This window comes from Arenimonas sp. (assembly GCF_041919775.1).
Classification (GTDB): Bacteria; Pseudomonadota; Gammaproteobacteria; order Xanthomonadales; family Xanthomonadaceae; genus Arenimonas.
In genome coordinates, this window is record NZ_JAYRTE010000021.1 from 14,775 (window position 1) to 35,394 (window position 20,620).

Sequence of the window (20,620 nt, forward strand, 5' to 3'; positions counted from 1 at the left end):
CGTCACCGGGGCGCTTCCACGCCCTGGGCGAACATCACCTGGAAGCCCTTGCGCACCTGCGCATCGCGCGCCTTCTCGAAGGCGCCGAGTGCGGCATCGCGTTCCAGGAACTGTTCGCGGCGAAGCTGCGTCTTGCCGCCGATCTGGCCGGCTTCGCGCAGCAGGGTCCAGCCGCCCAGCAAGTCCTGCTGCAGGGTCAGCTGCACGAACTTGGGCGATTCGCCGGCATTGGGTTTTTGCTGTAGCAACAGGCGCATAAGGCCGCCATTGTATCCGCAGCCTCCCGGGTAGGAGCGCCTTCAGGCGCGAATCTTTTGACTTTGCCCCTGGCAGAGAAGGGATTCGCGCCTGAAGGCGCTCCTACAGGTGATTCGTCAGGCGTCGAGCACGGCGAGGATGGCCTCGTCCGGAACACCGTCCACCACCTCGGCCTGGCCGATGCCGCGCCACAGCACCAGCCGCAGGGCGCCGGACACGGCTTTCTTGTCCAGCCGCATCCGGGCCAGCAGTGCCTCCGGGGCCAGGCCCGCGGGGATCGCCACCGGCAGGCCCAGGCGTTCGAGCAGGGCCGCCAGCCGCGCTGCGTCGGGCCAGGGCGCCCGGCCCAGGTCGGCCGACAGCCGCGCCGCCAGCACCATGCCCACGGCCACCGCTTCGCCGTGCAGCAGGCCGCCGTAGCCCTGCTCGGTTTCGATCGCGTGGCCGAAGGTGTGGCCCAGGTTGAGCAGCATGCGTTCGCCCTGTTCGGTTTCGTCGCGGGCGACGATCGCGGCCTTGTGGGCGCAGCAGCGGGCGATGGCTTCGGCCAGCGCGGCTGGTTCGCGGGCCAGCAGGGCCTCGGCCTGCTGCTCGAGCCAGTCGAAGAAGGCGGCATCGCCCAGCGCGCCGTACTTGACGACCTCGGCCAGGCCGGCGCGCAGTTCGCGGTCGGGCAGGGTGTCGAGCGTGGCCACGTCGGCCAGCACCGCCGAAGGCTGGTGGAAGGCGCCAACCAGGTTCTTGCCCTGCGGCAGGTCCACCGCGGTCTTGCCGCCGACCGCACTGTCGACCATCGCCAGCAGCGTGGTCGGCAGCTGCACGAAACGCACGCCGCGCATCCAGCAGGCGGCCGCGAAGCCGGCCAGGTCGCCGATCACGCCGCCGCCCAGCGCCAGCACCGTGGCATCGCGGCTGGCGCCCATGCCGGCCAGCACGCCCATCACTTCGGCGAAGCGGGCCAGGGTTTTCTCCTGCTCGCCGGCGGGCAGCACGCAGGTTTGCAACTGCTTGCCCCGCAGTCCGGCCTGCACCCGGGCCAGGTAAAGCGGGGCGACGTTGGCATCGGTCAGCACCAGGGCGTGCCGGCCGGTGACCAGGGCCGCCAGCGCGTCGGGCTGGTCGAGCAGGCCGCGGCCGATGCGGATCGGGTAGCGGCGCTCGCCCAGGGCGACTTCCAGCTGGTGCAGGCCGGTCACGCGGCCTCCGGTCGGCGCCACTGGCTGGCCAGTTCGGCGAACAGGCGGTCGGCGGCCGTGGCCACCGCCAGCCCGTCGGCGTTGAAGGGCAGGTCGGCCATCGCGGCGTAGAGCGGTCCGCGCTGCGTCGCCAGCGCCTCGAGTTTTTCGCGCCGGTCGGGTACCGCCAGCAGCGGCCGGCTGCGGTCGCGCGCGAGCCGTTCGAGCTGCTGCTCGACGCTGGCCTGCAGCCAGACGACGAAACCGCGTTCGCACAGCGCGCGGCGGTTGGCCGGGTCGAGTACGGCGCCGCCGCCGGTGGCCACGACCTGGTCCTGCCCCGCCATCACGTCGGCGATCAGCGCCGCCTCGCGGGCGCGAAAGCCAGGTTCGCCCTCGACTTCGAAGATCACCGGCACCGTGGCGCCGGTGCGCGCTTCCAGCGCGTGGTCGCAGTCGATGAAGACCAGGCCCAGCCGCTCCGCCAGCTTCTTCCCGATCGAGGTTTTGCCCGCGCCCATGGGGCCGACGAGCACGAGATTTGGTGCAGGGTTCATGGGGCGCGATGCTAGCATCCGGCGAACGGTCGGCCGCGTGTCGGCGGGCGCGCAGGGAGGATGCATGGACGGTATCGGTGTGTCCGGTCCGGTGGTGGTGGCGGGTGCAGGCGACGTCGGCGGCCGCCTGGCGGCGCGGCTTGCGCAGGCCGGCACCGAGGTGCTGGCGCTGCGTCGTCGCCCGCCGGCGTCCTCGCCCGACGGCGTGCGCACACTGGCGGTGGACCTGGTCACCGGCCAGGGGCTGCAGGCGCTTCCGCGCCAGGCGGCGGCGCTGGTGTTCTGCGCCGCGCCCGACGAGCGTAACGAAACCGCCTACCACGCCCTCTATGTCGACGGACTGGCGCGCCTGATGGCCGCCTGCGACGCGCCGCGCGTGCTGTTCGTGTCGTCCACCGCCGTCTACGGTGAACACCGCGGCGAGTGGGTGGACGAGGACACGCCCGCCTTTCCCGTGGCCTTCAACGGCCGCGTGCTGCGCCAGGCCGAACGCCTGCTCGAAGGTCGCGCCGGCGCCACCAGCCTGCGCCTGTCGGGACTTTACGGGCCGGGCCGCACGTCGCTGATCCGCCGCGCCCTGACCGGCGACCCCGGCAGCCGCCGCTGGGGCAACCGCATCCACGTCGGGGACGCCGCCGGCGCGCTGGCGCATCTGCTCGCGCTGGCGTCGCCGGGCCCGCTGTACCTGGGCAGCGACGACGAGCCCGCGCTCGACACCGAGGTCCTGGCCTGGCTGCGCGAAACCGCCGGCCAGCTGCCGGTCGCCGCGCCCGCCGAGGGCCCCACCCAGGGCCGGCGCGTCCGCAACGCCGCGCTGCGGGCCACCGGCTGGACGCCCGAATTTCCGAACTATCGCGCGGGTTACCGGCCGTTACTGGGGCCGGGGGTATAGTCGGCCGGGCCTGGAAAGGCGTTTCACTCACATAAAGAGGAGAAGCACCATGGGTACCGTAACCAAAGTGATCGAAGTCTCGTCGTCCTCCGGCAAGAGCGTCGAGGACGCCGTGCAGCTGGGACTTAAGAAGGTCGCCAGCACGGTCAAGGGCATCAAGGGCGCCTGGGTCAACGAGATCAAGGTCATCACCAGCGACGACGGCAGCATCACCGAGTGGCGCGTGAACATGCGCGTGAGTTTCGTCGTCAGCTGACCGGGCGACGCGCGGCGTCGAGCACGAACAGCTCGTCCGCGATGGCCGGCAGCGTGCGCAGCGCCTGCCGGCTGACCCGTTCGAAGAAAAGCACGAACCGTTCGACCTGGGCCCGCGTCATTGCGCGGCGCCCGGGGTTGGCGGCCTGCAGCGTGCACTCCTGCTGCCAGCGCCATTCCGGCACCACTTCAAACCCGGGCCCGCGCAGCCAGGCCAGGTGGTCGATGCGTTCCCAGGCGGGACCGTAAGCGGCCAGCGCCTGGTTGCAAAAACGACGCCAGCTGCCGTCGGGGTCCTCGTCGCGCTCGAGCGCATTGATCGGTTCCACCAGCGCCGCCTCGTCTTCGGCCGGCACCTTGTGGAACCAGCCTTCGAACACCACCAGCCTCACCCCCGCCGGCGCCCGCGGCCAGCGCGAGGGCGGCAGGCGGCGATCGGCGATCTTGTCGAAACGCGGCAGCGGCACCCGCTGGCCGGCGCGCAGGCCGTCCAGGGTGTCCACCAGCAGCGCGAGGTCGTGGCTGCCGGGCGGGCCGCGCGTGGCCAGCAGCGGGTGCACCCGGCGCGCCAGGCGCTGGCGTTCGCGCCGGCCCAGGTAGAAGTCGTCGATCGACAGCACGACGACCGGCAGGCCGCGCCGCCGCGCCATCGCGGCCATGTCGGCAGCCAGGGTGGATTTGCCGGTGCCCTGCAGGCCGGTCAGGCCATAAACGGGAACCCGCGAGGGCAGGGCGAGGCCGTCGGCCAGGCGCGCGGCGATGAAGTCGGCGTGATGGTGGCCCTGATCGGGCTGGGAAGGGGGGCTCATCGGCGCGACAATACGCCAAGCCCGAGGAACCCACGATGACCGACGCGATGCAAACCGCCACCGACCCGCTGCTGGCCGAGGCCATGGCCACCTTCACCACGCTGCTGGCCGAAGCCACCGACGCCGGCGACCCCGAACCGACCGCGATGACCCTGGCCACGGCCGACGCCGAAGGCCGCCCGTCGGCGCGCACCGTGCTGCTGAAAGCCTTCGACGAACGCGGCTTCGTCTTCTACACCAATTTCGACAGCCGCAAGGGCCAGCAGCTCACGCAGAATCCGCACGCAGCCCTGCTGCTGCTATGGAAGACCCTGCGCGACCAGGTGCAGGTGAAGGTCGAGGGCACGGTCGAACCGGTGTCGCTGGCCGAGGCCGATGCCTATTTCGCCAGCCGGCCGCGGCCAAGCCAGGTCGGCGCCTGGGCCTCGCTGCAGTCGCAGACCATGCCTTCGCGGGAAACCTTCGAGGCGCGCGTGGCGGCCTTCGAGAAGAAGTTCGAGGGCGGCGACGTGCCGCGCCCCCCGCACTGGTCGGGTTTCCGCGTGGTGCCCGAGCGCATCGAGTTCTGGTACGGCGCGCGCTACCGCCTGCACGAACGCCACCACTACGAACGCGTCGGCGACGCCTGGACCAAGCGGCTGCTGTACCCGTGAGCACCGGCCCGCGCCGCATCGTCTGCCTCACCGAGGAGCCCACCGAGGTCCTGTACGCGCTGGGCGAACAGGACCGCATCGTCGGCATCAGCGGTTTCACGGTGCGTCCGGCGCGGGCACGCAAGGAAAAACCCAAGGTCAGCGCCTTCACCAGCGCCAAGGTCGGAGAAATCCTGAAGCTGCAGCCGGACCTGGTGATCGGCTTTTCCGACATCCAGGCCGACATCGCCGCCGAGCTGATCCGCCAGGGCGTCGAGGTCTGGATCAGCAACCACCGCAGCGTCGAGGGCATCATCGATTACGTGCGCCGGCTGGGCGCGATGGTCGGCGCGGCCGATGCGGCGAAGGCCTACGCGGACAGGCTGCAGGCCGGCATCGACGCGGTGGCAGCGCAGGCGGAAACCCTGCCGCGGCGGCCGAAGGTGTATTTCGAGGAATGGGACGAGCCGCGCATCAGCGGCATCCGCTGGGTGGCCGAACTGGTGCGAATCGCCGGCGGCGACGACATCTTCCCGGAGCTGGCGGCGCAGTCGCTGGCCAAACACCGCATCCTTGCCGACGACGAGCAGATCATCGCGCGTGCGCCCGACATCGTGTTCGGCTCCTGGTGCGGCAAGAAATTCCAGCCACGCAAGGTCGCCGAACGCCCGGGCTGGGAAAACGTGCCGGCCGTGCGCGACGGGCAGCTGCACGAGATCAAGTCACCCATCATCCTGCAGCCCGGCCCTGCCGCGCTCACCGACGGCCTGAACGAAATCGCGCGGCACATCCATGCCTGGGCGGAAGCGAAAGCCTAGGCCCGAAGCGCCTGCACACCCAGCCGGGCCAGCAGTGCGGTCATTTGCCCGGCCTGCGCGGCCTGTTCGCTGGAGGCATTGCCCTGCTGTGCGCGTTTGGCCACGCCCTGGGCGATGGCGGCCAGGCGGAAGAAGCTGAAGGCGAGCACGAAGGGCCAGTCGGCCGGCACGGGCTGGCCGCTGAGTTCGCAGTAGCGTTCAAGCATCGCGGCTTCTTCCGGAATGCCCAGCGCGGCGCGGTCCATGCCGGCCAGGCCGGGCAGGGCGGGATTGCGCGGCAGGCGCAGCGCCATGCAGAAGTAACCGAGGTCGGCGAGCGGGTGGCCCAGGGTGCTCAGCTCCCAGTCCACTACCGCCAGCAGCCGTGCCTCGTCGGGCGCGAACATCAGGTTGTCGATGCGGAAGTCGCCGTGCACCAGGGCCACGCGGCCGTCGTCGGCGGGGCAGCGCTGGTCCAGTGCCGCCATCAGCGCGTCCATGTCGGGGATCGGCTCGATTTCACTGGCGCGGTACTGCTCGGACCAGCGGTGGATCTGTCGCGCGAAATAATTGCCCGGCTTGCCGTAGTCGCCCAGGCCGATCGCCGCCGGGTCCAGCGCATGCAGGGCCGCCAGTGCGGCGATGATCGCTTCGTAGTGCGCGGCGCGCTGCTCCGGCGTCATGTCCGGCAGCGACGGGTCCCAGTGCACCTGGCCCGGCACGAAGGCCATCAGGTAGAAGACCGAACCGATCACCGATTCGTCTTCGCACAGGTGCAGCGGCTGCGCCACCGGCACCGGCCCACCGTGCAGCGCCTGCAGCACGCGGTACTCCCGGTCCACCGCATGCGCCGACGGCAGCAGCTTGCCCGACGGCTTGCGCCGCAGCACGTACTTCCCGCTGGCGGCTTCGATCAGGTAAGTGGGGTTCGACTGCCCGCCCTTGAACTTCGTCGCCACCACCGGCCCCCGGAACCCAGCGACCGCTGATTCCAGGTACGTGGCCAGCGCCTGTTCGGGAAGGCTCACGCTTCGCCCCTGGGGCCACGAAGCATCGACCGGGCGAGCGCGGCGATGTGCACTTCGTCGGGGCCGTCGGCCAGGCGCAGGCTGCGGGCGCCGGCGTAGGCCTGGGCGAGGAAGTGGTCCTGGCAGAGGCCACCGCCGCCGTGCATCTGGATCGCGCGGTCGATGACCTGGCAGGCCATGCGCGGGGCGACGATCTTGATCATGCCGATCAAGTCCTTCGCGCCCTTGTTGCCGTGCGCGTCCAGCGCCGCCGCGGCCTGCAGCGTGAGCAGGCGCGCCTGTTCGATCTCGCAGCGGCTCAGCGCGATCGCCTCCTGCGCCATGCCGTGGCCGCCCAGCGGCTTGCCGAAGGCTTCGCGGTGGCGCGCGCGTTCGACCATGGCTTCCAGCGCGCGCTGGGCCAGGCCGATCAGCCGCATGCAGTGGTGGATGCGGCCGGGGCCGAGCCTTGCCTGTGCGATCTCGAAACCGCTGCCGGGTGCGCCCAGCCGGTTGGCCACCGGTACGCGCACGTTGTCGAAGGCCAGTTCGACGTGGCCGCTCGGCGCGTCGTCGTAGCCGAACACCGTGAGCGGCCGCACGATACGCACGCCCGGCGTGTCCATCGGCACCAGCACCATGGACTGGCGCTTGTGCGCCGGTGCGTCGGGTTCGGTCACGCCCATCACGATCAGGATGGCGCAGCGCGGGTCGGCGGCGCCGGTGGTCCACCACTTGCGGCCGGTGATGACGTAGTGGTCGCCGTCGCGCACGATCGGCAGCGCGATGTTGGTGGCGTCGGAGCTGGCCACGTCCGGCTCGGTCATCGCGAAGGCCGAGCGGATCTCGCCGGCCAGCAGCCGCGGCAGCCAGGGCGCCTGCTGCTCCGGCGTGGCGAAGTGCAGCAGCACTTCCATGTTGCCGGTGTCGGGTGCGCTGCAATTGAACACCTCGGGCGCGTGCAGCGAGCGGCCGGTGAGTTCGGCGATGGGGGCGTAGTCGAGGTTGCTCAGACCACTGCCACGTTCGGCGTCGGGCAGGAACAGGTTCCACAGGCCCGACGCGCGCGCCTCGGCCTTGAGCGTTTCGAGCAGCGGCGGGATCGACCAGCGCGTCGCCGGGTCGGCGGCATGCGCGGCGAACACCGCTTCGGCCGGCACGATGCGCTCGGTGACGAACTTCGCCACCTCCGCCTGCAGCTGCAGGGAACGCCCGGAAAACGTGAACAGCGACGACGTCTGCTTCATGCCGGCCTCAATAGTAGGTCCACAGTTCCCGCTGGCCGTGCAGGTGCGGCAGGGCGTTCCAGCTACCCAGTCGCAGGCGCGGGCCATGCGGATGGAATTCGCTCACCGCGCTGTTGCGCAGCGACAGGTTCAGTTCGACGGCGCGTTCGACCGGCACGTCCAGCGCCATCTGCGCCAGCCGCGAAATCACCCCGCCCGAACTCAGCACCAGCACTTCGCCGTCGCCGGCCAGCGCCTGCAGGCCTTGCCCGGCCTGGCGCACGCGGTCGCCGAAGGCGTTCCACGTTTCCGGCATGCCCGGCAGTTCATCGCGGGCCCAGGCCAGCAGCGCGGCCTGCAGCATCGCGGCGACGTCGCGCGGCTGGCCGCTGCGGCTGGCCAGCACCACCGGGCTGTCGGCGTTGCGTTCGACGAAGGCTCCGAACACAGCCTGGTGGTCGAATTCGGCAAAGCCCGGATCCTGCACCGGCTCGGGCAGGGGCAGTCCGCGCTCGGCGAAAGCGTCTATCACGCCCTGCGCGGTCTGCCTGTGCCGGCGCATGCCGCCGACGACCACGGCCTCGAACCGATGCCCGCCCTGGGCCAGCCAGTCGCCGAGCCGCCGCGACTGTTCCTGCCCGCGTTCGGACAGCTGGTCGTAGTCGGCGGCGCCGAAGCTCGCCTGTCCGTGGCGAACCAGCAGCAGGCTCACTGGGGGAAGAACTCCTGCTTGAACACCGCCGACATCGGCGCCTGGCCCTGGATCGTGACTTCCAGTTCGAAGGTGAGCGTGTCCTGGCCGCTGACCTGCGCCTGGCCCAGGTAATAAAGCGCCTCGCCGTCGCGCACTTCGCGCATGGCGATGGTGTTGCGCTGCCCGGCCAGGTTGGTGGCCACGGCGCGCACGCGGGCCGGCACCGCGACGTCGGCCCCCGGCTCGCCGCGGCGAACCGAGACATTGAGCAGCGCACGATTGGCCGACCGGGTGATGCCGTACTGGCGGGCGACCTCGGGCGTCAGCTCGGTGCTGGGCAGGGCGTTGAAATAGACGCGCAGCTCGCCCACGCGCATCGAGCCGGCGCCGGCGGGCAGCGAAAGGGCGAAGAGCAGGGCGGCCGCGATCCAGGTCTTCATGCGCATGGGCGTGCTCCATCCGGGTAGGGACCAATCATCGCGCTATGCCCCCCCGTCGTCCATGACCGGCTGACTGTAGGAGCGCCTTCAGGCGCGAATCTTTTGACTTGGCCTTTGGCCAAGAAGGGATTCGCGCCTGAAGGCGCTCCTACAGGGGTGGCGCGTCAGGAACCGCCGGACAGTTCGCGACCGCGATCGGTCGCGGCGGCCACCGCTTCGTCCACCAGCCGGCGCAGGCCGTTGGCTTCGAAGCTTTCGATCGCGGCCTGCGTGGTGCCGCCGGGCGAAGTGACGCGTTTGCGCAGGGTCGCGGCGTCCTCGCCCGATTCCACCAGCATGCGGGCGGCGCCGAGCAGGGTCTGGTTGGCCAGGTCGCGGGCGGTTTCGGGGGCCAGGCCCTGGGCCACGCCGGCGGCCTGCATGGCTTCGGCCAGAAGGAAGACGTAGGCCGGACCGCTGCCCGAGACGGCGGTCACCGCATCCATCTGCGCTTCGTCCGGGATCCAGGCGGCCAGGCCGACCGCCGACATCAGCGAACCGGCCAGTTCACGCCTTGCCGCGGTGACGCGCGGGTTGGCATACAGGCCGGTGGCGCCGGCGCCCAGCAGCGAGGGCGTGTTGGGCATGGTTCGAACGACCGCCTGGCCACCGCCCAGCCACTCGTCGATCTGCCCGGTGGTGACGCCGGCGGCGATCGAGACCACCAGCGGGTTCGCGCCGGACGCCAGCGGGGCCAGCTCGGTGCAGACGCTGCGCATCACCTGCGGTTTCACCGAAAGCACCCAGGTGCCGGCGGCGCGAGCGGCCTCGCTGGCGCTGGCATGCACCTGCACGCCGAAGTCCGCCGCCAGCGCTTCGCGCAGCGCCTGCTGCGGTTCGGCGACGTGGATGGATGCGGCCGGGCGGCCGCGGCCGACCAGTCCGCCGATCAGGCTGCGGGCCATGTTGCCGCCGCCGATGAAGGCCAGGTTGTCTTGGGTCATGGGGACTCCTTGTCCTTGGAGGGGGTCAGTCGCGGGCAGGGGCGGTGCGCGGGCCGAACAGCATCGTGCCGATGCGCACCATGGTCGCGCCTTCGGCGATCGCGGCTTCGAAATCGTCGCTCATGCCCATCGACAGGGTATCGACGCCGGGGTAGTCGGCCGCCAGCCGGTCGAACATCGCGCGCAGGCTTCGGAAGGTGTCGCGCCGCCGGGCCGGGTCCGGGTGCGGTTCGGGGATGGCCATCAGGCCGCGCAGGCGCAGGTTCGGCGCCGCGGCGACCAGGGCCGCGAGGGCGCCGACGTCGCCAGGCGCGCAGCCGGACTTGCCGGCTTCGCCGTCCGGATTCACCTGCACCAGCACGTTCAGCGGCGGTCGACCCGGGGGGCGGGCGCGGTCGAGCGCGGCGACCAGCTTGGGCCGGTCCAGGGACTGCACCCAGTCGAAGGCCGCGGCGGCCTCCCGGCACTTGTTCGATTGCAGGTGGCCGATCAGGTGCCACTCGAGGCCCAGCGCGGCGAGTTCTTCGGCCTTGGCCATGCCTTCACGCACGTAGTTCTCGCCGAAGGCCAGCTGGCCGGCGGCGGCCAGGGCGCGCACCTCGCCGGCGGTCCGGGTCTTGGAGACGGCCAGCAGCCGGACGGCCGATGGCCGGCCCGCCAGCTTTGCCGCGTTTTCAATGGTTTGCAGGACACCGCGTAGGGTCTGTTCCGGCGTTTCCATGGGTGGCGTTGCCTTCTGTGGTTGGCGCTATACTGCCCCGGGAACGTGCGGTCGCCCATCCGATCAAGCGCCAAGGGGACACAGTAATGGACATCGCCGAACTTCTGGCATTCTCGGTCAAGAACAAGGCCTCCGACCTGCACCTGTCGGCCGGCCTGCCGCCCATGATCCGCGTGGACGGCGACGTCCGCCGCATCAACATCCCGGCGCTGGACCACAAGCAGGTGCATGCGCTGGTCTACGACATCATGTCGGACAAGCAGCGGCGCGACTTCGAGGAATTCCTCGAGGTCGACTTCTCGTTCGAGATCGCCGGCCTGGCGCGCTTCCGCGTCAACGCATTCAACCAGAACCGCGGCGCCGGCGCCGTGTTCCGCACCATTCCCAGCCAGATCCTCTCGCTCGAGGAGCTGGCCGCGCCGAAGATCTTCGCCGAACTCATCAACCAGCCCCAGGGCCTGATCCTGGTGACCGGCCCGACCGGTTCGGGCAAGTCCACCACGCTGGCGGCGATGGTCGACCACATCAACAAGAATGAATTCGGCCACATCCTCACCGTCGAGGATCCGATCGAATTCGTGCACACCTCGCAGAAGTGCCTGGTCAACCAGCGCGAAGTGCACCGCGACACCCACGGCTTCAACGAAGCCCTGCGTTCGGCGCTGCGCGAAGACCCCGACTACATCCTGGTCGGCGAAATGCGCGACCTGGAAACCATCCGCCTGGCGCTCACCGCCGCGGAAACCGGCCACCTGGTGTTCGGCACCCTGCACACCTCGTCGGCGGCCAAGACCATCGACCGCATCATCGACGTGTTCCCCGCCGGCGAAAAGCCGATGGTGCGCTCGATGCTTTCCGAGTCGCTGCGCGCGGTCATCTCGCAGTCGCTGCTCAAGAAGGTCGGCGGCGGCCGCATGGCGGCGCACGAGATCATGGTGGCCACCCCGGCCATCCGAAACCTTATCCGCGAGGACAAGGTCGCGCAGATGTACTCGTCCATCCAGACCGGCCAGCAGTACGGCATGCAGACCCTCGACCAGTGCCTGCAGGACATCGTCAAGCGCGGCCTGGTCACCAAGATGCAGGCGCGCGACTACGCCAAGGAAAAGAAGCTTTTCGACTGACGTCGCCGCCGGAAGGGGGCTGGCAGGACGCCGCGTGACACGTTTCCCGGGCCACGGCCCGGGGGCAATCAGGAGCTAGCATGAGCAGCATTGATTTCACCTCCTTCCTGAAACTGATGGCGCACAAGAAGGCGTCCGACCTGTTCATCACGGCCGGCGTGCCGCCGTCAATGAAGGTCAACGGCAAGCTTTCGCCCATCACCCAGAACCCGCTCACCCCGCAGCAGTCGCGCGACCTGGTGCTCAACGTCATGAACCCCTCGCAGCGCGAGGAGTTCGAAAAGACCCACGAGTGCAACTTCGCCATCGGCGTCTCGGGCGTCGGCCGCTTCCGCGTGTCGTGCTTCTACCAGCGCAACCAGGTCGGCATGGTGCTGCGCCGCATCGAGACGCGCATCCCGACGGTCGAGGAGCTGTCGCTGCCACCGGTCATCAAGACCCTGGCGATGACCAAGCGCGGCATCATCCTGTTCGTCGGCGCCACCGGTACGGGTAAATCCACCTCGCTGGCCGCCATGATCGGCTACCGCAACCAGAACTCCTCGGGCCACATCATCACCATCGAGGACCCGATCGAGTTCGTGCACAAGCACGAGGGCTGCATCATCACCCAGCGCGAAGTCGGCATCGACACCGACAGCTGGGAAGCCGCGCTGAAGAACACCCTGCGCCAGGCCCCCGACGTGATCATGATCGGCGAGGTGCGCACCCGCGAGGGCATGGACCACGCCATCGCCTTCGCCGAAACGGGCCACCTGGTGCTGTGCACGCTGCACGCCAACAACGCCAACCAGGCGATGGACCGCATCATCAACTTCTTCCCGGAAGACCGCCGCAGCCAGCTGCTGATGGACCTTTCGATGAACCTCAAGGGCGTGGTCGCGCAGCAGCTCATTCCCACCCCCGACGGCAAGTCGCGCCGGGTGGCGATGGAAATCCTGCTCGGCACGCCGCTGGTGCAGGACTACATCCGTGACGGCGAGATCCACAAGATCAAGGACGTCATGAAGGAGTCGACCAACCTGGGCATGAAGACCTTCGACCAGGCGCTGTTCGAGCTCTACCAGGCCGGCGAGATCAGCTACGAGGACGCCCTGCGCTTCGCCGATTCTGCCAACGAGGTGCGCCTGAAGATCAAGCTGGCCCAGGGTGGCGATGCCCGCACGCTCAGCCAGGGCCTGGACGGCGTGGAGCTGTCCGAAGCCAAGTAGTCGCCTTGCCTGTCGCCACGGCCGTCCTGGCCCTAGCGATCGCGGCGTCCGGTTCGTCCGGCGCCGCGTCGCCGCGTCCGCTCGACCGGTGGAGCCTGTCGCTCGGCGGCTTCGACACCACCACCGACACCACCCTGCGCGCACGTGCCCGGGCCGGCGAGTACGGGGCCGACGGCCGAATCAATCTCGAACGCGACCTGGGCCTCGGCCGGCGCCAGCCGGTGACGAAGGCCCGGCTGGACCTGCTGGTCGGCGACCGACAGGGGTTTGGCCTGGAGTATTTCGGCTTCCAGCGCGGCAACGCCGTCACCCTCGCACGCGACCTCGAGTACGACGGTCGCCTCTATGCCGCCCGTGCCGAGCTGCGCAGCCACTTCGATTACGACTTCTCCAGCGCCGCCTGGCGCTGGTGGGCGGGCGAGGGCGATACCGCCTGGGGCCTCGGCCTCGGCGTTGCGCACTACCGGGTGCGCACCGTGTTCGAAGGCGAAGCGAGCATCGACGACGTATCGGTGGACGGGCGCGTGGCCAGCGACGACCGCGCCTTCGCGCCGCTGCTGAGCCTCGGCTGGCGGCACGCGGTGGACGACCGGCTGCGCCTGTACGCGGAAATCGCCGGGGTGGCGCATGACGGCGGCAGGCTGGGCGGCCATATCGTCGATGCGTCGCTCGGCCTGGAGTGGTTTCCCTTCGACCGCCTGGGCGTGGCGGTGGAGTACGGCGGCACGCAGATCCGGCTCGACCGGCGCCGGTCCGGACCCGACGCCAGCCTCGCTGCCCGGCTGGACCTGAAGCTGCGCGGACCGTCGCTGCTGCTGCGCCTGCGCTGAGCGTCGGGCGGCGCCGGCCACGCGCTAGAATGCGCGCATGTCCGCGAACCGTTTCCTCGCCGAGCATTTCCTGATCGCCATGCCGGCGATGGACGACCCGAACTTCTTCCGTTCGGTCACCCTGGTCTGCCAGCACGACCAGGACGGCGCGATGGGCCTGGTGGTGAACCTGCCCTCGGACTTCAGCCTGGGCGAGATGCTGGCGCAGATGAAGCTCGAAACCGCCGACCCGGCGCTGGCCGCCCGAGAGGTGCTGGCCGGTGGCCCGGTGCAGACCGACCGCGGTTTCGTGCTGCACGACGACCCCCGCGAGTGGGCGTCGACCCTGCGCCTGGCCAGTGGCCTGGCGGTGACCACCTCGCGCGACATCCTCGAGGCCACCGCCGCCGGCGAAGGCCCGGCCAACCTGCTGGTGACCCTGGGTTATGCAGGCTGGGAAGCCGGGCAGCTGGAGGAGGAGCTGGCCGCGAACAGCTGGCTCACGGTGCCGGCCGACAGGACGGTGCTCTTCGACACGCCCTTGGCCGGGCGCTGGCACGCCGCGGCGCGCTGCCTGGGCGTGGACATCGAACGCCTGGCCGACTACGCCGGCCACGCATGAGCGGCCCGGTCACCCTGCTGGCTTTCGACGTCGGCGCCCGACGCATCGGCGTGGCCCTGGGCAATACGCTGTCGGGCACCGCCCGCGAACTGGGCGTGCTGGACGTGCGCGAAGCCGGCCCGGACTGGCCGCGCCTTGACCAGTGGTGCAAGGAGTGGCGCCCCGACGCCCTGGTGGTCGGCGACCCGGCCACGCTCGACGGCGGCGACCAGCCCGCCCGCCAGCGCGCCCGTGCCTTCGCCCGCGAGCTGGCCCGTCGTTACGGCCTGCCGGTGCACCCGGTCGACGAACGCAGCACGTCGAAGGAAGCCAGCCGCCGTTTCGCCGCCGGCCGCGCCGCCGGCACCCGCAAGCGCCACCAGGCCGAAACGATCGACGCGCTGGCCGCGGTGATCATCCTCGAGCGCTGGCTGGCCGACCCCGGTTCCCACCTTCCCCCGATGCCCGAGTCCCCATGAACGACCTCCAGCTCACGCCCGACGGCCGCCTGCGCCACCTGCTGACCCTCGACGGCCTGCCGGCGCCGCTGCTGCGCCAGCTGCTCGACCAGGCCGAACTGCTGCGGCCACACGCGCATGCCGGCACCGGCGCGCGCACGCGGCATCCGGGGCGGACCTGCTGCACGCTGTTCTTCGAGCCGTCCACGCGCACTCGCAGCAGCTTCCAGCTGGCGGCGACGCGGCTGGGCATGGACGTGCTGAACTTCGACGTGGCGACCTCGTCGACGAAAAAGGGCGAGTCGGCGCTGGACACGCTCAAGACGATCGAGGCGATGGGCGTGGACGTGTTCGTGATCCGCCACGCGAGCGACGGCGCCGTGGCCGAACTGGCCGCCGGCGCGAACCCCGGCACGCGGGTGATCAACGCCGGCGACGGCCGGGCCGCGCACCCGACCCAGGGCCTGCTGGACATGCTGACGCTGCGCCAGCACAAGGGCGACGACTTCAGCGCGCTGAAGGTGCTGGTGGCCGGCGACGTGCTGCATTCGCGGGTGGCGCGCTCGGACCTGCACGCGCTGCGTGCGCTGGGCTGCGGCGAAATCCGCGTCTGCGGGCCGGCGAACCTGCTGCCGGACGCGTCGGAACTGGCGGGTTGCCGGGTGCTGCAGGATTTCGACGAGGCGGTGGCCGGGGTGGACGCGGTGATCATGCTGCGGCTGCAGCGCGAGCGCATGGAGCAGGGCCTGGTGCCGTCGCTGGAAGGCTACTACCGCGACTTCGGCCTGTCGCCGGAGCGCCTGGCGCGCGCCGCGCCCGACGCGATCGTGATGCACCCGGGCCCGATGAACCGCGGCATCGAAATCGACGGATTCGTCGCCGACGGCCCGCAGTCCGTGATCCTGCAGCAGGCCGCCAACGGCGTCCCAGTCCGCATGGCCGCCATCGACCTCCTGCTCGGCGCCGACTCCCGCTGATCCTGTGGCAGGGACTTGAGTCCCGATGCCCTTGGCCTCTTCGGCCAAGCAGGGCGTCGTTTTCGATTGTTTGGCGGGAGGATGCACGCTACCTCCTCAAAGAGTCGTCGTGGCCGCCAGGAAGGCCGACCGGAGATCGCCACAGAACCATTTGCTGCGGCCGATGTTTGTCGAAGCCAGGGCTGTGCGACGCGAAGCGTCGGGCTGGCGACCCGCGGCCCGTGATGAAGTCGGAGCGACGACGTGCACGCTATGTCCTCGACGAAGTGGAGGACATGGATGTCCGTAACGGCCGGCCGTGAGCTGGTCATGGATGACGCTTGGTCCCGGCCGGGCGGCGAGGACATAGCGTGCGCGGCGGCGCCTCCGGCGCAGGTCCCGAACCGGCGCTGTGCTTGGCCAAAGGCCAAGGGCAAAAAGCGTCGCGCCCGAAGGCGCTCCTACAGGGGAAGGCATCGGGACTGAAGTCCCTCCCACAAAGAGCCCGTCAGTCCGACTGCACGTTGCCGTTCTGGAATTGCCAGGTGCGGGTGATGTGCAGCACGTCCACGCGTTCGGTGGTTTCGGGCAGGGGCGGGAAGGGCTCGGCCAGGCGCACGATGCGCATCGCCGCCTGGTCCAGGATGCCCAGGCCCGAGGAGCTGTTCACCAGCACGTTTTCGATGCTGCCGTCGCGGCGCACCGCCACCGTCATCACCAGTCGGCCTGCCAGCCCGCGGCGGCGGGCTTCTTCCGGGTAGTTCAGGTTGCCGACCCGCTCGACGCGCGCCACCCAGGCCCGCAGGTAGGCCGCGTACTCATATTCCTTCGTGCTGGCCGACACGAACTTGCGCTTCGGGCGCTTGGCCAGCAGCTGCTGGCGGCGCTCGATCTCGGCGGCCAGCCGGGCCATTTCCAGGCTTTGTTCCACCAGCTCCTGGCCGGTCGGCAGCGGCTCGGTTTCGGTCTCGCGCTGGTCTTCGGGCAGGGGCAGGGACTGGTCGCTGGGCCCGGTGGTGCTGAGCAGGCGGGGGACGGGTTCCGGCTCGGGCGGCGGGGCCTGGGCCACCAGGGGTTCCGGGGCCAGGCCCTCGTCGGGCTTGGGCACCGGGGCCAGCTGTTCCTCGCGCGGGCGTTCGGCCCGGTCGCTGTCGCCGCCACCCTGGTTGTTGGCCTGGGCGATGAAGTCGGCGTCTTCGGGCGGGGTTTCGCTGCGGGTTTCGGTCAGGATCACGTCCAGGGTCGGCGCCACCGGCGCCGGCGGGTCCAGCGCGAAACCCACGCCCAGGATCAGCACGCCGAACAGGATCGCCGACAGCGCCAGGGTGGCGCCGAGCCGGTCTCCGGGGCCGATGCCGGGCCGGGCGGCCATGTCAGGCCCGGGCGGCGGCCCGGCGGGCCTCGATGGCGTCGAACAGCAGGCCCGCGATGTTCAGGCCGAACTGGGCGTCGAGCTCGCGGATGCAGGTCGGGCTGGTGACGTTCACTTCGGTCAGGTAGTCGCCGATCACGTCCAGGCCGACGAAGATCATGCCCCGGCGCCGGAGCTCCGGTCCCACCTGGGCGGCGATCCAGCGGTCGCGGTCCGACAGCGGGCGGCCCTCGCCGCGGCCACCGGCGGCCAGGTTGCCCCGGAATTCGCTGCCCTGGGGGATGCGGGCCAGGCAGAAGGGCACCGGCTCGCCGTCCACCAGCAGGATGCGCTTGTCGCCGTCCCTGATTTCCGGGATGAAACGCTGGGCCAGGGCCAGGTCGCGGCCGCCCTGGGTCAGTGTCTCCAGGATCACGTTCAGGTTCGGATCGGCGGCCGACGCCCGGAAGATCGAGCGGCCACCCATGCCGTCCAGGGGCTTCAGCACCACCTGGTCATGTTCGGTGACGAACTCGCGCAGCACCGCCGGGTCGCGGGCCACGCGGGTGGGCGGGCAGCACTGCGGGAAGAGCAGGGCGCCCAGCTTCTCGTTCAGGTCGCGCAGGCCGGCCGGGTCGTTCACCACCAGCACGCCGGCGGCCTGGGCCAGGGACAGCACGTGGCTGTCGTGCAGGTAGTTGGCGTCCACCGGCGGGTCGGTGCGCATCAGCACCACGTCCAGCGACGCCAGCGGACGCGAGGCGGCCTCGCCCAGCGTGAACCAGTCCGCGGGGTCGTCACGCACCTCCAGCGGTGCCATGCGGGCCATGGGGTGCTCGCCGTCCAGCCAGAGCCCGCCCGGCAGCACGTAATGCAGCCGATGCCCGCGCCGCCGGGCTTCCAGCAGCATCGCGAAGGTCGAATCCTTGCCGATCTTGATCTTGCCGATCGGGTCCATCACCACGGCCACGTCCAGGGACATCGGCGCCTGCATCATTGTCATCGGGGGCCCTTAGCCTAGCAGGACGACGCCGTGATCCATGTCGCAATCCGCGTCCGGCTTGACACATTCGGCGCTGGCTGGGATATAAGCTGTCATTCTGCGGGCTTCCCGGAGGCCCGTATTGCCAGGGACAGCATCGTTATGGGGAGTGAGATGGACGACAACAGCCTGGCCGGCTTGCGGGTCATGGTCATCGACGATTCCAAGACCATCCGGCGCACCGCCGAGACCCTGCTCAAGAAGGAGGGCTGCGACGTGGTGACGGCGACGGACGGGTTCGAAGCCCTGGCCAAGATCGCCGACCACCAGCCCCAGATCGTCTTCGTGGACATCATGATGCCGCGCCTGGACGGCTACCAGACCTGCGCGCTGATCAAGAACAACCAGCTCTTCAAGCAGACGCCGGTGATCATGCTGTCCTCCAAGGACGGCTTGTTCGACAAGGCGCGTGGCCGCATCGTCGGCTCCGAGCAATACCTCACCAAGCCTTTCACCCGCGATGAGCTGCTTTCGGCCATCCGCACCTACGTGCCGGGTGGCTGAGGCGGTCATGGCGAAGAACTCGTCCAACCAGAACAAGCGCCCCGGGCCCTTCGAGGTCCTGCTCGACTACGAAGAGCGCTCGCTGGCCCACGAGGCGGGTCGCCCGGAGATGATCGAGGCGCCGGGCCACTGGCGCGGCGTCGGTTTCCGGCTGGGCAAGCGGCGGCTGGTCTCTTCGTTCGACGAAGTGGTCGAGATCCTGCCGCTGCCGCCGGTGACCCCGGTGCCCGGCGCGCAGAACTGGATGATGGGCGTCGCCAACGTGCGCGGCAGCCTGCTGCCGGTGGTCGACCTGAAGATGTTCCTCGAGGGCGAGCGCACGGTCGTGCACGAAGGCCAGCGCGTACTGGTCGTGCGCCAGGCCGGCGGCAACGTCGCGGTGACCATCGACGAGCTTTACGGGCAGCGCACCTTCAACGATTCGCACCGGGCCGAATCGGCCGGCGACGTCGAGGGCCGCTACGCCCATTTCGTCGGCCAGGCCTACACGCTGTCCGACCAGACCTGGGGCGTGTTCAACATGTCGCTGCTGACGCGCACGCCCGAATTCCGCCAGGCCACCGCCTGACGCGGCCATACGAAACCAGTTTGTTCTTGCAGTCTTTCAAATCAGGGGATGAGGTTCAGTCATGAGCACTAACTCGCGCTCGATCACCGACAAGTTCACCAATTTCGGCATTCGATTCTGGACCATCATCCTGATCATCTCGCTGGCCTTGTTCGGTGCCAACTTCATCTACGCCGGCTACCTCAACGAGCAGGAAAGCAAGTCGCAGGCGCTCACCGCCGACCTGCAGGTGCTCTCGCAGCAGCTCGCGAAATACGCCCAGGAGGCCGTCGACGGCAACGCCGACGCCTTCGCCGAGTTCAAGGCCACCAAGGCCCGCGTCGACGAGATCGTCGCCGCGCTGCGCACCGGTTCCGAAACCGAAGGCGTGCCGGGCTACGAAGGCGACCCGAACGCGCGCGGCGTCGCCAGCGCGCTCGAGAAGGTGAACGAGACCTGGGAGCCGATGTCCCAGGCCGCCGAAACCATCACCGCCGCCGAGGAGCAGGTGCTCAACCTCGCCGACACGGCCAACCAGTTCATCTCCCGCGTGCCGCGCCTGGCCTTCCAGCTCGACGAGGTGGTGCGCTCGCTGTCCGACGCCAACGCACCGGCCTCGCAGATCTCCATCGCCAACCGCCAGATCGTGCTGGCCGACCGCATGTCGCGCCGCGTGACGGAAATCGTCGCCGGTGGTGAAGGCACGGTGTCCGCGGCCGACGCGCTCTCGCGCGACGCCACGGTGTTCTCCTCGGTGCTCGACGGCTTCCGCGAGGGCAACCCCGATGCCGGCTACCAGCGCATCAACAGCCAGGCCGGCCGCGACAACCTGGCCATCGCCGAAGAGCTGTGGGCCGAAGCCCAGACCGACCTGGACATCATCCTGGGCGCCTCGGCCGACCTGGCCGAAGTGCAGGGCGCGGCGACCCAGATCTCGGAAGAGTCCAACGTGCTGCTCGAGAACAGCCAGGCGCTGTTCTCCAGCTTCGACAGCATCAACTACCAGCGCTTCTTCCCGAACAACTACATCGCCATCGGCGGCGCCATCGGCGTCATCATCGCCCTGATCGGCCTGCTCGCCACCATCTTCCGCGACGTCAACCGCCGCGCCGCGACCACGCAGGAACTCAACCAGCGCAACCAGGAAGCGATCCTGCGACTGCTCGACGAAATGGGAGCGCTCGCCGAAGGCGACCTGACCGTCAAGGCGACCGTCACCGAGGACATCACGGGCGCGATCGCGGACTCCATCAACTTCACGGTCGACGAGCTGCGACGACTGGTCGGCACGATCAACGAGACCGCCGTGCAGGTCGCCGCCTCGGCCCAGGAAACGCAGGCCACCGCCATGCACCTGGCCGAAGCCGCGGAACACCAGGCCCAGCAGATCACCAGCGCCTCGGCGCAGATCAACGAAATCGCGTCGTCCATCGACGAGGTCTCCAAGAACTCCGCCGAATCGGCCGACGTGGCCCAGCGCTCCGTGCAGATCGCCGCCAAGGGCGCCGAAGTGGTGCGCCAGACGATCCAGGGCATGGACAACATCCGTGACCAGATCCAGGAAACCTCGA

General features: G+C 69.8%; 25 protein-coding genes. 13 read left to right on the forward strand and 12 right to left on the reverse strand.

The window, feature by feature from the left end; genetic code table 11:
* Positions 1-2: 2 nt before the first annotated feature.
* The 3 genes from ACE3TE_RS10965 to ACE3TE_RS10975 all read right to left on the reverse strand — a co-directional run bounded on the left by ACE3TE_RS10965 (position 3) and on the right by ACE3TE_RS10975 (position 1,990).
* A complete protein-coding gene (locus ACE3TE_RS10965; RefSeq protein WP_374604905.1) occupies positions 3-257 on the reverse strand; it encodes a WGR domain-containing protein in 255 nt (84 codons plus the stop codon).
* Between the two features lie 117 nt (positions 258-374).
* A complete protein-coding gene (aroB, locus tag ACE3TE_RS10970) occupies positions 375-1,454 on the reverse strand; it encodes a 3-dehydroquinate synthase (RefSeq protein ID WP_374604907.1) in 1,080 nt (359 codons plus the stop codon).
* Positions 1,451-1,990, reverse strand: a complete 540-nt coding sequence (locus ACE3TE_RS10975) for a shikimate kinase (RefSeq protein ID WP_374604909.1) — start codon at positions 1,988-1,990, stop codon at positions 1,451-1,453. Before ACE3TE_RS10975 ends, aroB begins: the two co-directional genes overlap by 4 nt.
* Before the next feature lie 64 nt (positions 1,991-2,054).
* Here ACE3TE_RS10975 and ACE3TE_RS10980 point away from each other — a divergent pair, with 64 nt between their 5' ends.
* Positions 2,055-2,882: an NAD-dependent epimerase/dehydratase family protein gene (locus ACE3TE_RS10980; protein ID WP_374604911.1), complete on the forward strand. Its 828-nt coding sequence runs from the start codon at positions 2,055-2,057 to the stop codon at positions 2,880-2,882.
* Between the two features lie 49 nt (positions 2,883-2,931).
* Positions 2,932-3,138: a dodecin family protein gene (locus ACE3TE_RS10985; protein WP_374604913.1), complete on the forward strand. Its 207-nt coding sequence runs from the start codon at positions 2,932-2,934 to the stop codon at positions 3,136-3,138.
* Here the strand turns inward: ACE3TE_RS10985 and ACE3TE_RS10990 are convergent.
* Positions 3,131-3,946: a kinase gene (locus ACE3TE_RS10990; RefSeq protein ID WP_374604915.1), complete on the reverse strand. Its 816-nt coding sequence runs from the start codon at positions 3,944-3,946 to the stop codon at positions 3,131-3,133. The genes ACE3TE_RS10985 and ACE3TE_RS10990 overlap by 8 nt on opposite strands.
* A 35-nt stretch (positions 3,947-3,981) precedes the next feature.
* Between ACE3TE_RS10990 and pdxH the strand changes: the two genes are divergently transcribed.
* Both pdxH and ACE3TE_RS11000 read left to right on the forward strand, forming a co-directional pair.
* Positions 3,982-4,599: a pyridoxamine 5'-phosphate oxidase gene (gene pdxH / locus ACE3TE_RS10995; RefSeq protein ID WP_374604917.1), complete on the forward strand. Its 618-nt coding sequence runs from the start codon at positions 3,982-3,984 to the stop codon at positions 4,597-4,599.
* Positions 4,596-5,396, forward strand: a complete 801-nt coding sequence (locus tag ACE3TE_RS11000; protein WP_374604919.1) for an ABC transporter substrate-binding protein — start codon at positions 4,596-4,598, stop codon at positions 5,394-5,396. Before pdxH ends, ACE3TE_RS11000 begins: the two co-directional genes overlap by 4 nt.
* Here the strand turns inward: ACE3TE_RS11000 and ACE3TE_RS11005 are convergent.
* The 6 genes from ACE3TE_RS11005 to ACE3TE_RS11030 all read right to left on the reverse strand — a co-directional run bounded on the left by ACE3TE_RS11005 (position 5,393) and on the right by ACE3TE_RS11030 (position 10,446).
* On the reverse strand, positions 5,393-6,403 hold the full coding sequence (locus ACE3TE_RS11005; protein WP_374604920.1) for a phosphotransferase: 1,011 nt from the start codon (positions 6,401-6,403) through the stop codon (positions 5,393-5,395). The genes ACE3TE_RS11000 and ACE3TE_RS11005 overlap by 4 nt on opposite strands.
* Entirely contained in the window at positions 6,400-7,629 is a 1,230-nt protein-coding gene (locus ACE3TE_RS11010) for an acyl-CoA dehydrogenase family protein (RefSeq protein ID WP_374604922.1), read from the reverse strand. Before ACE3TE_RS11010 ends, ACE3TE_RS11005 begins: the two co-directional genes overlap by 4 nt.
* 7 nt (positions 7,630-7,636) lie before the next feature.
* Positions 7,637-8,320, reverse strand: a complete 684-nt coding sequence (locus tag ACE3TE_RS11015) for a histidine phosphatase family protein (RefSeq protein WP_374604924.1) — start codon at positions 8,318-8,320, stop codon at positions 7,637-7,639.
* Entirely contained in the window at positions 8,317-8,748 is a 432-nt protein-coding gene (locus tag ACE3TE_RS11020) for a DUF4426 domain-containing protein (protein ID WP_374604925.1), read from the reverse strand. Before ACE3TE_RS11020 ends, ACE3TE_RS11015 begins: the two co-directional genes overlap by 4 nt.
* A gap of 158 nt (positions 8,749-8,906) precedes the next feature.
* A complete protein-coding gene (proC, locus tag ACE3TE_RS11025) occupies positions 8,907-9,725 on the reverse strand; it encodes a pyrroline-5-carboxylate reductase (RefSeq protein ID WP_374604927.1) in 819 nt (272 codons plus the stop codon).
* A 25-nt stretch (positions 9,726-9,750) separates the two neighbouring features.
* Positions 9,751-10,446 (reverse strand): YggS family pyridoxal phosphate-dependent enzyme, encoded by a 696-nt coding sequence (locus tag ACE3TE_RS11030; RefSeq protein WP_374604929.1) that lies wholly within the window; start codon positions 10,444-10,446, stop codon positions 9,751-9,753.
* Positions 10,447-10,532: 86 nt separating this feature from the next.
* Between ACE3TE_RS11030 and ACE3TE_RS11035 the strand changes: the two genes are divergently transcribed.
* The 6 genes from ACE3TE_RS11035 (at position 10,533) to ACE3TE_RS11060 (ending at position 15,626) form a co-directional block, all read left to right on the forward strand.
* Positions 10,533-11,570 carry a type IV pilus twitching motility protein PilT gene (locus tag ACE3TE_RS11035; RefSeq protein WP_374604931.1) on the forward strand — a complete coding sequence of 346 codons (1,038 nt, stop codon included), beginning with the start codon at positions 10,533-10,535 and terminating at the stop codon, positions 11,568-11,570.
* A gap of 80 nt (positions 11,571-11,650) precedes the next feature.
* The gene (locus tag ACE3TE_RS11040) at positions 11,651-12,781 is read left to right on the forward strand and encodes a PilT/PilU family type 4a pilus ATPase (RefSeq protein WP_374604933.1); all 1,131 of its coding nucleotides are present in this window, start codon (positions 11,651-11,653) and stop codon (positions 12,779-12,781) included.
* 5 nt (positions 12,782-12,786) lie between these two features.
* Positions 12,787-13,611, forward strand: coding sequence for a hypothetical protein (locus ACE3TE_RS11045; protein ID WP_374604935.1), 825 nt, complete (start codon positions 12,787-12,789; stop codon positions 13,609-13,611).
* A gap of 37 nt (positions 13,612-13,648) precedes the next feature.
* Positions 13,649-14,212 (forward strand): YqgE/AlgH family protein, encoded by a 564-nt coding sequence (locus ACE3TE_RS11050; RefSeq protein WP_374604937.1) that lies wholly within the window; start codon positions 13,649-13,651, stop codon positions 14,210-14,212.
* The gene (gene ruvX / locus ACE3TE_RS11055; RefSeq protein WP_374604939.1) at positions 14,209-14,670 is read left to right on the forward strand and encodes a Holliday junction resolvase RuvX; all 462 of its coding nucleotides are present in this window, start codon (positions 14,209-14,211) and stop codon (positions 14,668-14,670) included. Before ACE3TE_RS11050 ends, ruvX begins: the two co-directional genes overlap by 4 nt.
* Complete coding sequence (locus ACE3TE_RS11060; protein ID WP_374604941.1) at positions 14,667-15,626, forward strand: aspartate carbamoyltransferase catalytic subunit; 960 nt, start codon at positions 14,667-14,669, stop codon at positions 15,624-15,626. Before ruvX ends, ACE3TE_RS11060 begins: the two co-directional genes overlap by 4 nt.
* 487 nt (positions 15,627-16,113) lie before the next feature.
* Here ACE3TE_RS11060 and ACE3TE_RS11065 read toward each other — a convergent pair whose 3' ends face one another.
* The gene (locus ACE3TE_RS11065) at positions 16,114-16,977 is read right to left on the reverse strand and encodes an energy transducer TonB (RefSeq protein ID WP_374604943.1); all 864 of its coding nucleotides are present in this window, start codon (positions 16,975-16,977) and stop codon (positions 16,114-16,116) included.
* A gap of 1 nt (position 16,978) precedes the next feature.
* On the reverse strand, positions 16,979-17,938 hold the full coding sequence (gene gshB, locus ACE3TE_RS11070) for a glutathione synthase (protein ID WP_374604953.1): 960 nt from the start codon (positions 17,936-17,938) through the stop codon (positions 16,979-16,981).
* 174 nt (positions 17,939-18,112) lie between these two features.
* On the opposite strand from gshB, the gene pilG reads away from it, so the two are divergent.
* From pilG to ACE3TE_RS11085, 3 genes are all read left to right on the forward strand, one after another.
* A complete protein-coding gene (pilG, locus tag ACE3TE_RS11075; RefSeq protein WP_374604945.1) occupies positions 18,113-18,502 on the forward strand; it encodes a twitching motility response regulator PilG in 390 nt (129 codons plus the stop codon).
* A 7-nt stretch (positions 18,503-18,509) separates the two neighbouring features.
* Positions 18,510-19,070, forward strand: coding sequence for a chemotaxis protein CheW (locus tag ACE3TE_RS11080; RefSeq protein ID WP_374604947.1), 561 nt, complete (start codon positions 18,510-18,512; stop codon positions 19,068-19,070).
* A gap of 61 nt (positions 19,071-19,131) precedes the next feature.
* A partial coding sequence (locus tag ACE3TE_RS11085; RefSeq protein ID WP_374604949.1) for a type IV pili methyl-accepting chemotaxis transducer N-terminal domain-containing protein occupies positions 19,132-20,620 on the forward strand: 1,489 nt, incomplete at its 3' end.

What these genes read in the sequence shown, in the direction of transcription:
- ACE3TE_RS10975 (WP_374604909.1), bottom strand. Translation starts at nt 1,990, where the DNA reads ATGAACCCTGCACCAAATCTCGTGCTCGTCGGCCCCATGGGCGCGGGC.
- ACE3TE_RS10965 (WP_374604905.1), bottom strand. Translation starts at nt 257, where the DNA reads ATGCGCCTGTTGCTACAGCAAAAACCCAATGCCGGCGAATCGCCCAAG.
- gshB (WP_374604953.1), bottom strand. Translation starts at nt 17,938, where the DNA reads ATGTCCCTGGACGTGGCCGTGGTGATGGACCCGATCGGCAAGATCAAG.
- ACE3TE_RS11040 (WP_374604933.1), top strand. Translation starts at nt 11,651, where the DNA reads ATGAGCAGCATTGATTTCACCTCCTTCCTGAAACTGATGGCGCACAAG.
- ACE3TE_RS10980 (WP_374604911.1), top strand. Translation starts at nt 2,055, where the DNA reads ATGGACGGTATCGGTGTGTCCGGTCCGGTGGTGGTGGCGGGTGCAGGC.
- ACE3TE_RS11050 (WP_374604937.1), top strand. Translation starts at nt 13,649, where the DNA reads ATGTCCGCGAACCGTTTCCTCGCCGAGCATTTCCTGATCGCCATGCCG.
- ACE3TE_RS11030 (WP_374604929.1), bottom strand. Translation starts at nt 10,446, where the DNA reads ATGGAAACGCCGGAACAGACCCTACGCGGTGTCCTGCAAACCATTGAA.
- ACE3TE_RS11020 (WP_374604925.1), bottom strand. Translation starts at nt 8,748, where the DNA reads ATGCGCATGAAGACCTGGATCGCGGCCGCCCTGCTCTTCGCCCTTTCG.
- ruvX (WP_374604939.1), top strand. Translation starts at nt 14,209, where the DNA reads ATGAGCGGCCCGGTCACCCTGCTGGCTTTCGACGTCGGCGCCCGACGC.
- ACE3TE_RS11065 (WP_374604943.1), bottom strand. Translation starts at nt 16,977, where the DNA reads ATGGCCGCCCGGCCCGGCATCGGCCCCGGAGACCGGCTCGGCGCCACC.
- ACE3TE_RS11035 (WP_374604931.1), top strand. Translation starts at nt 10,533, where the DNA reads ATGGACATCGCCGAACTTCTGGCATTCTCGGTCAAGAACAAGGCCTCC.
- pilG (WP_374604945.1), top strand. Translation starts at nt 18,113, where the DNA reads ATGGACGACAACAGCCTGGCCGGCTTGCGGGTCATGGTCATCGACGAT.
- ACE3TE_RS10985 (WP_374604913.1), top strand. Translation starts at nt 2,932, where the DNA reads ATGGGTACCGTAACCAAAGTGATCGAAGTCTCGTCGTCCTCCGGCAAG.
- ACE3TE_RS10990 (WP_374604915.1), bottom strand. Translation starts at nt 3,946, where the DNA reads ATGAGCCCCCCTTCCCAGCCCGATCAGGGCCACCATCACGCCGACTTC.
- ACE3TE_RS11060 (WP_374604941.1), top strand. Translation starts at nt 14,667, where the DNA reads ATGAACGACCTCCAGCTCACGCCCGACGGCCGCCTGCGCCACCTGCTG.
- pdxH (WP_374604917.1), top strand. Translation starts at nt 3,982, where the DNA reads ATGACCGACGCGATGCAAACCGCCACCGACCCGCTGCTGGCCGAGGCC.
- ACE3TE_RS11080 (WP_374604947.1), top strand. Translation starts at nt 18,510, where the DNA reads ATGGCGAAGAACTCGTCCAACCAGAACAAGCGCCCCGGGCCCTTCGAG.
- proC (WP_374604927.1), bottom strand. Translation starts at nt 9,725, where the DNA reads ATGACCCAAGACAACCTGGCCTTCATCGGCGGCGGCAACATGGCCCGC.
- ACE3TE_RS11010 (WP_374604922.1), bottom strand. Translation starts at nt 7,629, where the DNA reads ATGAAGCAGACGTCGTCGCTGTTCACGTTTTCCGGGCGTTCCCTGCAG.